The 8,095-nt window shown below is 57.9% G+C and carries 8 protein-coding genes; 7 read left to right on the top strand and 1 reads right to left on the bottom strand.

Annotated elements, in window-relative coordinates:
- Positions 1-51 precede the first annotated feature (51 nt).
- The 6 genes from Q0O19_RS02380 (at position 52) to Q0O19_RS02405 (ending at position 5,582) form a co-directional block, all read left to right on the top strand.
- Entirely contained in the window at positions 52-1,062 is a 1,011-nt protein-coding gene (locus Q0O19_RS02380) for a sulfate ABC transporter substrate-binding protein (RefSeq protein ID WP_295519734.1), read from the top strand.
- A gap of 130 nt (positions 1,063-1,192) precedes the next feature.
- Positions 1,193-1,486 (top strand): hypothetical protein, encoded by a 294-nt coding sequence (locus tag Q0O19_RS02385; protein WP_295519736.1) that lies wholly within the window; start codon positions 1,193-1,195, stop codon positions 1,484-1,486.
- Positions 1,487-1,693: 207 nt separating this feature from the next.
- Positions 1,694-2,686: a sulfate ABC transporter substrate-binding protein gene (locus Q0O19_RS02390; protein ID WP_295519738.1), complete on the top strand. Its 993-nt coding sequence runs from the start codon at positions 1,694-1,696 to the stop codon at positions 2,684-2,686.
- A 9-nt stretch (positions 2,687-2,695) separates the two neighbouring features.
- Positions 2,696-3,559: a sulfate ABC transporter permease subunit CysT gene (cysT, locus tag Q0O19_RS02395; protein ID WP_295519740.1), complete on the top strand. Its 864-nt coding sequence runs from the start codon at positions 2,696-2,698 to the stop codon at positions 3,557-3,559.
- Positions 3,556-4,464: a sulfate ABC transporter permease subunit CysW gene (gene cysW, locus Q0O19_RS02400; RefSeq protein ID WP_295519741.1), complete on the top strand. Its 909-nt coding sequence runs from the start codon at positions 3,556-3,558 to the stop codon at positions 4,462-4,464. The genes cysT and cysW overlap by 4 nt, the downstream gene beginning before the upstream one ends.
- A gap of 23 nt (positions 4,465-4,487) precedes the next feature.
- The gene (locus tag Q0O19_RS02405) at positions 4,488-5,582 is read left to right on the top strand and encodes a sulfate ABC transporter ATP-binding protein (RefSeq protein ID WP_295519742.1); all 1,095 of its coding nucleotides are present in this window, start codon (positions 4,488-4,490) and stop codon (positions 5,580-5,582) included.
- 58 nt (positions 5,583-5,640) lie between these two features.
- On the opposite strand, the gene Q0O19_RS02410 is transcribed toward Q0O19_RS02405, so the two are convergent.
- The gene (locus Q0O19_RS02410; protein ID WP_295519743.1) at positions 5,641-6,399 is read right to left on the bottom strand and encodes an aspartate/glutamate racemase family protein; all 759 of its coding nucleotides are present in this window, start codon (positions 6,397-6,399) and stop codon (positions 5,641-5,643) included.
- Positions 6,400-6,748: 349 nt separating this feature from the next.
- On the opposite strand from Q0O19_RS02410, the gene Q0O19_RS02415 reads away from it, so the two are divergent.
- On the top strand, positions 6,749-8,095 hold a 1,347-nt coding region (locus Q0O19_RS02415), incomplete at its 3' end, for an ABC transporter substrate-binding protein (protein WP_295519745.1).

Consider the following 8,095-nt stretch of genomic DNA (forward strand, 5'->3'; position numbering starts at 1 on the left):
TCCACAATCCATTCCATCTGCTTTTTGATGTGAATGTTCTGGAGTCTGCTCATGAAAACAAACCGCCGTTTCTTCCACCTGGTCGCGATCGTTGCATTGTCATTCAGCGGCTGGGTCGCCCAGGCCCAAGCCCCAGTCAGCCTGCTCAACGTCTCTTACGACCCCACCCGAGAGCTGTACGTCGAATTCAACAAGGCCTTTGCCGCCCACTGGAAAGCCAAAACCGGTCAAGACCTGAGCTTCAAGCAGTCGCATGGCGGCTCGGGCAAACAAGCCCGCTCCATCATCGACGGGCTGGACGCCGATGTGGCCACCCTGGCCCTGGCCGGTGACACGGACGCGCTGCACAAAAACGGCAACCTGATCCCCAAAGACTGGCAAAAGCGCCTGCCGCACAACAGCTCACCTTACACCTCGACCATTGTCTTGGTGGTGCGCCAAGGCAACCCCAAAGGCATCAAGGACTGGGACGACCTGGTCAAGCCCGGCATCAGCGTGATCACGCCCAACCCCAAAACATCGGGCGGTGCACGGTGGAACTTCCTGGCCGCTTGGGAATTTGCCAAGCGCAAATACGGCAACGAAGCCAAAGCCAAAGACTTTGTGGCCGCGCTCTACAAAAACGTGCCCGTGCTCGACACTGGGGCCCGTGGCTCCTCCATCACCTTTGCCCAGCGTGCCCAAGGTGATGTGTTCATCAGTTGGGAAAACGAAGCCAACCTGCTGGAAAAAGAATTCGGCAGCAAGATCGACGTGGTCTATCCGTCCATCAGCATCTTGGCCGAGCCGGCCGTGACCGTGGTCGACAAAAACGTGGACAAAAAAGGCACCCGCGCTGTGGCGCAGGCCTATTTGGAATACCTCTACACCGACGAAGGCCAGGACATTGCGGGCAAGAACTTCTACCGCCCGATCTCGCCCAAGGCCCAAGCAAAATACGCCAAGCAGTTCCCCAAATTGAACCTGTTCACCATTGAGCAAGCCTTTGGTGGCTGGGAAAAAGCCGACAAAGCCCACTTTGCCGATGGCGCCAGCTTTGACCAGATTTACACCAAAAAATGATCCGACTTTGCGTTCACTGTGGTCAGTGGGCGCTGTCGCCATATCGCCATATGGTTGTCACTGTCCATACTTGTCCATGTTGGAAGCTGGAATTCGGCATTTGCCGATCAACACTTTCAAGGGGTACAGCATGACGAACGACATTCAAAACGAAGCCGAACACGAACATGACGATCTGTTGGACGACGAATTTGTCAGTATTTCTCAGTGCCACGCTTTGGCCGCGCAGCACTTTTTGGAAGCTGCCAAGCAGCATGGTTTGGCCGCCGAAGCCTACGACGCTGGCAACTTGTACGAAACCCACCGCCGTGGCTACTTGGCTTACCGCAACCAATTGCTCGCCACCCAGTATGCTGAAATGGCCGCCATCGATGAGGACGACGAGGAGTTTGACGACGAGCGCTCGGAAGGCGATGCGCAATGATCTGAGCCAGTGAATCAGGCCGATGCGTCGGCTTTTGGGCTCAAGGGCCCATCCCAAGCCACTGTGTAACTTCGTGCGCAGTGGCTTTTTTATGGCTATCTATATCTGGATATTGATATAAGCAAACTACAAATGATTCGTTTGAGATTCAAGGGAGGGCGCCCACAATCGCGCTCTTGACTGAATTTGCAACCGATTGGACACCGCATGAAACAACTCTCCCGCATCACTTTGGCGACGGTTTTGGCCTTGTCGGGCCTGACGGTCAGAGCGCAGACTTTGCTCAACGCTTCGTACGACGTGGCACGCGAGTTCTACAAAGACTACAACGCCGCATTCGTCGCCAACTACAAAAAAACCACCGGCAAGGACCTCAAAATTGACCAAGCCCACGGTGGCTCCAGCGCCCAAGCGCGTGCCGTGAACGATGGTTTGGATGCCGATGTGGTGACCATGAACACCACCACCGATGTGGACTTTTTGGCCAGCACGGGCATCGTGGCCAAAGACTGGAACAAGCGTTTTGCCAACAACGCATCGCCTACCACCTCGACCATGTTGTTCCTCACACGCAATGGCAACCCCAAAGGCATCAAGGATTGGGACGATCTGGTCAAGCCCGGCATCAAGGTGATCGTGGTCAACCCCAAAACCGGTGGCAATGGCCGCATGGCCTATTTGGCGGCATGGGGCTATGTCAAGAAAAAGGGTGGCTCGGACGCCGATGCGGCTGAATTCGTGAACAAACTCTACAAAAACGTGCCTGTGCTGGCCAAGGGTGGGCGCGATGCGACCACCATCTTCTTGCAGCGCAACATCGGCGATGTGTTGGTGACTTTTGAGTCTGAAGTGGTGTCGGTGGACAACGAATTTGGTGCGGGCAAAGTGGATGCGATTCACCCCTCCATCAGCATCGTCGCCGAAAACCCGGTGGCTGTGGTGGAACGCACCGTGGCCAAGAAGGGCACGGCCGATCTGGCCAAGGCGTACCTGAACTACTTGTATTCAGACGAAGCGCAAGAGATCGCGGCCAAGCACGCTTTGCGTCCGCGCAACCCGACCGTCTTGAAGAAGTATGCCAGCACCTTCAAGCCGATCCAGTTGTTCACCGTCAACGAGGTGTTCGGCTCTTTCGCGGATGCCCAAAAAGTGCATTTCAACGATGGTGGTCAGTTCGACAAGATCTACACCGTCAAATAAGTTTTCTCCATGACCGCATTGCCCATTGCGGCGCCTGCCAAGCGGCGGGCGCCAGCCAAAGTGTTGCCCGGGTTCAATTTGACCCTGGGCTTCACGATTTTTTACCTCAGCCTGATCGTGCTGATCCCCCTGTCGGCGCTCGTCTTCAAAACCTTCACTTTGACTTGGGACCAGTTTGTCGCGGCCGTCACGGGCCCACGGGTCATGGCGTCTTACCGATTGACCTTTGGCGCGTCGCTGATCGCCGCCTTGGTGAATGTGTTTTTTGGCCTCTTGGTCGCGTGGGTGTTGGTGCGCTATGACTTTTTCGGCAAAAAAATCGTCGATGCCTTGGTCGATTTGCCTTTTGCCTTGCCCACGGCCGTGGCGGGCATATCGCTGACCGCGCTCTTGGCTGGCAATGGCTGGGTGGGCCAATATTTGGAGCCGCTGGGCATCGTGCTGGCTTTTAACCCCAATGGCGTGGTGATCGCGCTCATTTTCATCGGCCTGCCCTTTGTGGTGCGCACGGTGCAGCCGGTACTCGAAGACACTGAAAAAGAACTCGAAGAGGCCGCCACCTGCTTGGGTGCCACGCGCTGGCAGACCTTTTCCAGGGTGATCTTCCCGTCGATCGCACCCGCATTGCTCACGGGTTTTGCCATGGCTTTTGCGCGGGCCATTGGGGAATATGGCTCGGTCATTTTCATCGCCGGCAACATGCCCATGGTGTCGGAGATCACCCCGCTCATCATCATCGGCAAGCTGGAGCAATACGACTATGTCGGGGCCACCGCGGTGGCCTTGGTCATGTTGGTCGCTTCTTTTGTGTTGTTGTTGGTCATCAACGCCTTGCAAACTTGGCAACGCCGCCGCTCAGGAGCCCCCGCATGAGCACCGTCATGACGTCCAAAAAAGTCCAGGCGGGCACCACCGAGGCACGCTGGATCCGTTTCAGCCTGATCGGCCTGGCTTTGACCTTCATGTTCTTGTTCCTGGTCTTGCCTCTGGCCGCGGTGTTCACCGAGGCTTTGCGCAAAGGGCTGGATGCTTACCTTGAAGCCCTCAAGGAGCCTGACGCCTGGTCGGCCATTCGCCTGACCTTGATCACTGCCGCCGTTGCTGTGCCCTTGAATTTGGTGTTCGGTGTGGCGGCCGCTTGGGCGATTGCCAAATACGAGTTCAAAGGCAAATCGGTGCTGACCACCTTGGTGGACTTGCCGTTTTCAGTCTCGCCTGTGGTGGCGGGCCTGATTTATGTGCTGATGTTCGGTGCCCAAGGGTGGTTTGGGCCTTGGTTGCAGGCCCACGACATCAAGATCATTTTTGCCATCCCCGGCATCATTTTGGCCACGGTCTTTGTGACCTTTCCGTTCATTGCCCGCGAGCTGATTCCGCTCATGCAAGCGCAAGGCAACGACGAAGAACAAGCCGCCATCGTGCTGGGTGCCACAGGCTGGCAGACCTTTTGGTATGTGACGCTGCCCAACATCAAGTGGGGCCTGATTTACGGCGTCATTTTGTGCAACGCACGGGCCATGGGTGAGTTCGGTGCGGTCTCGGTGGTGTCGGGGCACATCCGCGGCCAGACCAACACCATGCCACTGCATGTGGAGATTTTGTACAACGAGTACCAGTCGGTGGCGGCCTTTGCTGTGGCGTCTTTGCTGGCCTTGCTGGCGCTGGTCACCTTGGCCATCAAGTCCATCATCGAATGGCGCCACGAACAAGACATGAAAGCCTCGGCCGACACGCCACCTGAGCGTCCTTTGGCATCGACCCCTGACGCCCTCGTCTGAATTCGCCGGAAAGCATTTGAACCATGAGCATCGAAATCCGCAATGTCCATAAACAATTCGGCGACTTCACCGCCTTGAACAACGTCAGCCTCGACATAGAGTCGGGCGAATTGGTTGCGCTGCTGGGCCCATCGGGCTGCGGCAAGACCACGCTGCTGCGCATCATTGCAGGGCTGGAAACGGCCGATCAGGGCACCATCGCCTTCAGCGGCGCAGACACCACGCATGTGCATGTGCGCGAGCGCCAAGTGGGTTTTGTGTTCCAGCACTATGCGCTGTTTCGTCACATGACGGTGTTCGAAAACGTGGCCTTTGGCCTGCGCGTCAAGCCCCGCAAAGAACGCCCCAGCGATTCCGAAATCAAACGCAAGGTGCACGATTTGCTCGGTCTGGTGCAATTGGATTGGCTGGCCGACCGCTACCCCTCGCAGTTGTCGGGCGGTCAGCGCCAGCGCATCGCCTTGGCCCGCGCCTTGGCGGTCGAGCCCAAAGTGTTGCTGCTGGACGAGCCCTTTGGGGCCTTGGATGCCAAGGTCCGCAAAGAGCTGCGACGCTGGTTGCGTCGCCTGCACGACGAGTTGCATGTGACCAGTATTTTTGTCACGCACGACCAGGAAGAAGCCCTCGAAGTGGCCGACCGCGTGGTGCTGATGAACAAGGGCAACATCGAGCAAATTGGCTCGCCCCAAGACGTGTGGGACCACCCGGCCAGCCCTTTTGTCTATGGTTTTTTGGGCGATGTGAACTTGTTCCATGGCCGCGCCCACGAAGGCGAAATGCTCATCGGTGCCGACCAGCACGCCATCCGCCTGGACACGCCGGAGCACGGTCAGGTGCAAGACGCCAAGGCCTTTGCCTATGTGCGTCCACACGACCTGGATGTGACGCGCTACACACCGGGCGCGTTGCACACCGGCATTGTGGCCAAACTCACCCGCGCCATCGTGGTGGGGCCTGTGGCCCGGCTGGAGTTGGAGCCGGTCGAAGCGGGCATGTTCGGCAAAGACGCCATCATCGAAGCGCAGTTGTCGGCATCGCAATACCGCCAGCAAGACTTCAAAGAGGGTGAGACCCTGGTGCTGACGCCGCGCAAGGCGCGGGTGTTTGTAGAGGGTTGACCGACCGGCGTCTCTGGGTCACCCAGAAGTGAGGGCTCAAGGCGATGGCTTGGCCAGGTCAGGGGTTCTCTTTGGTCGGGACCTGTGTGAAGGCGGGCGGCAACCCGATCCATGGGGCATAAAAACCGTCCTGGTCTGTTGGCGCTGGCGGGGCCAGTTGCCCATGTAAAACTTCCCAACCCGCTTGCGCGCTGTCGATCAGGGGCAGGGCGCAGTGGGCTTGCAGCAAGCGGGCATAACCGGCCAAGCCTGCACCGCCCAAGATAATGCTGGACACACCGCTTTGGGCGGCGTTTTGGCAAGCTTGGCTGAGGCAACGAATGGCCATGTCGGGGTCGGCCTGCAGCGCGGCCCCGGTGGGGGCCACGGTTTCGATGTGGCGCAGTTGCGCCCCATAACCCAGGCTGTTGGCCAAGCGTTGCAGCATGGGCTTCCAGCGTTCCCCCCCCGTCACAATGGCAAAGGGTCCCCGCGCACCGGCCTGAATGAACGAAGCCTCGGCCAATCCGGTCACAGGGCAGCCGCTGACTTCACGCAGCGCAAACAAACCCGGATCGCCAAAACAACCAATCAGCACGCCGTGCAGCGGGCGCGTGGGCGTTCCCCGGTGGGTGGTCCATACGTCCAGACAAGCGTGTGCGGCCACCGCGTGGCTGGCTTCGCAGGCGATATAGGGTGCCCCAAATCGGGCGGTTTGCACATCAAGCGCCAGTCCCGGCGGTAACAGGGGTTGCAAAACATCCCGCAACCTTTGCGTGGTCAAAGCGTTCGTGTTGGGGTTGATCAACAAAAATCGGCGCAATCGCGTGGCGTCCATGGGGCAGGTTCCTTTTCAGTGGCTAAGCCTTCATTCAGACTGCTTTCATGTCGTTTGTTGATGGTGTGGATTGCATACCAAAACATCGCCAAATTGGGGCGTGACACAAAAATAGCTGACCATAATGGTGCCAGAGAACACCATTTTTGTGCCTGATTTGTTTCGATCAATGGGCTATTTCGAAGCGATCAAGGCTTGCTTGGCAGCGGATGTCATGTGTCGCGTCTGGCACGGCGATTGCATACAAAAACCTTGCCAGAGTTTTACAAGGTATGTTAATTTACAGATTCAACATGTCAGTACCCAAGGTTTTTTGCTTGTTTTTCAACCCATTTTGACTGGAGTTTTGATGAAGCGCTCTACTCTTTCCTCTCGTTTGTTGCCCGCATCTTGGGCGTTCACCGTGGCCGTTGGAGTGGGGCTCAGCGCCATCTCCATGGCGGTTCAGGCGCAAGAAAAAGTCTTGCGCATTGCCATGACGGCGGCCGACATTCCTCGCACCTTGGGGCAGCCCGACCAAGGCTTTGAGGGCAACCGGTTCACCGGCATCCCGATGTACGACGCCCTCACCCACTGGGATTTGTCCAAATCGGATGGCCCCAGTGTGTTGATCCCTGGCTTGGCCACTTCTTGGGCGGTTGGTGCGAGTGACAAAACAAAATGGACTTTCAAGTTGCGCTCCGGTGTCAAGTTCCATGATGGCTCGGCGCTGAACGCCGATGCGATTGTCTGGAACGTGCGCAAGGTGCTGGACAAAGATGCGGTGCATTTTGATGCCAGCCAGGTGGGCGTCACCGCTTCGCGCATGCCTACCCTGCGCAGTGCCCGAAAAATCGATGACCTGACGGTGGAGCTGACCACCAGCGAGCCCGATGCGTTTTTGCCCATCAATTTGACCAATCTGTTCATCGCCTCGCCGGCCCATTGGCAAAAGAAATTTGATGCCGCTGCAGGTGCTACACCGGCAGACAAGTCCAAGGCGGCGTGGACGGCGTTTGCGGCAGACGCCTCTGGATCTGGCCCTTTCAAGATGGCCCGATTCGTGCCGCGTGAACGCCTCGAAATGGTGGCGAACAAAACCTATTGGGACGCCAAGCGCATGCCCAAGGTCGACCGCGTGGTGCTTGTGCCCATGCCCGAGGCCAATGCCCGCACCGCTGCCTTGCTCGGTGGTCAGGTCGACTGGATTGAAGCGCCTGCCCCCGATGCCATGTCGCAAATTCGCCAGCGTGGCTTCAAGATTGAAAGCAACGCCCAGCCGCATGTGTGGCCTTGGCAGCTGTCATTTGCCGAAGGCTCGCCTTGGCTGGACAGGCGCGTGCGCCACGCGGCCAACTTGTGCGTGGACCGTGAAGGTTTGAAAACCCTGTTGGGTGGCATGATGGCGGCCCCCAAAGGCACCGTGCCTCCGGGCCATCCCTGGTGGGGCAATCCCAAATTCGACATCACGTACGACGTGAATGCCGCGAAAGCCTTGATGAGTCAAGCGGGGCACAGCGCAGCCAAACCCCTCAAAGTCAAGGTGCAGATTTCGGCATCGGGCTCGGGCCAGATGCAGCCCTTGCCGATGAACGAGTTTGTGCAACAGTCGCTCAAGCAGTGCTTCTTTGACGTCCAGTTTGACGTGATCGAGTGGAACACCTTGTTCACCAACTGGCGTAAGGGTGCAAAGGACCCATCGGCCAACGGCGCCAAT

This window comes from Limnohabitans sp. Rim8 (assembly GCF_945869175.1).
In the GTDB taxonomy this organism is placed as follows: Bacteria; Pseudomonadota; Gammaproteobacteria; order Burkholderiales; family Burkholderiaceae_C; genus Limnohabitans_A.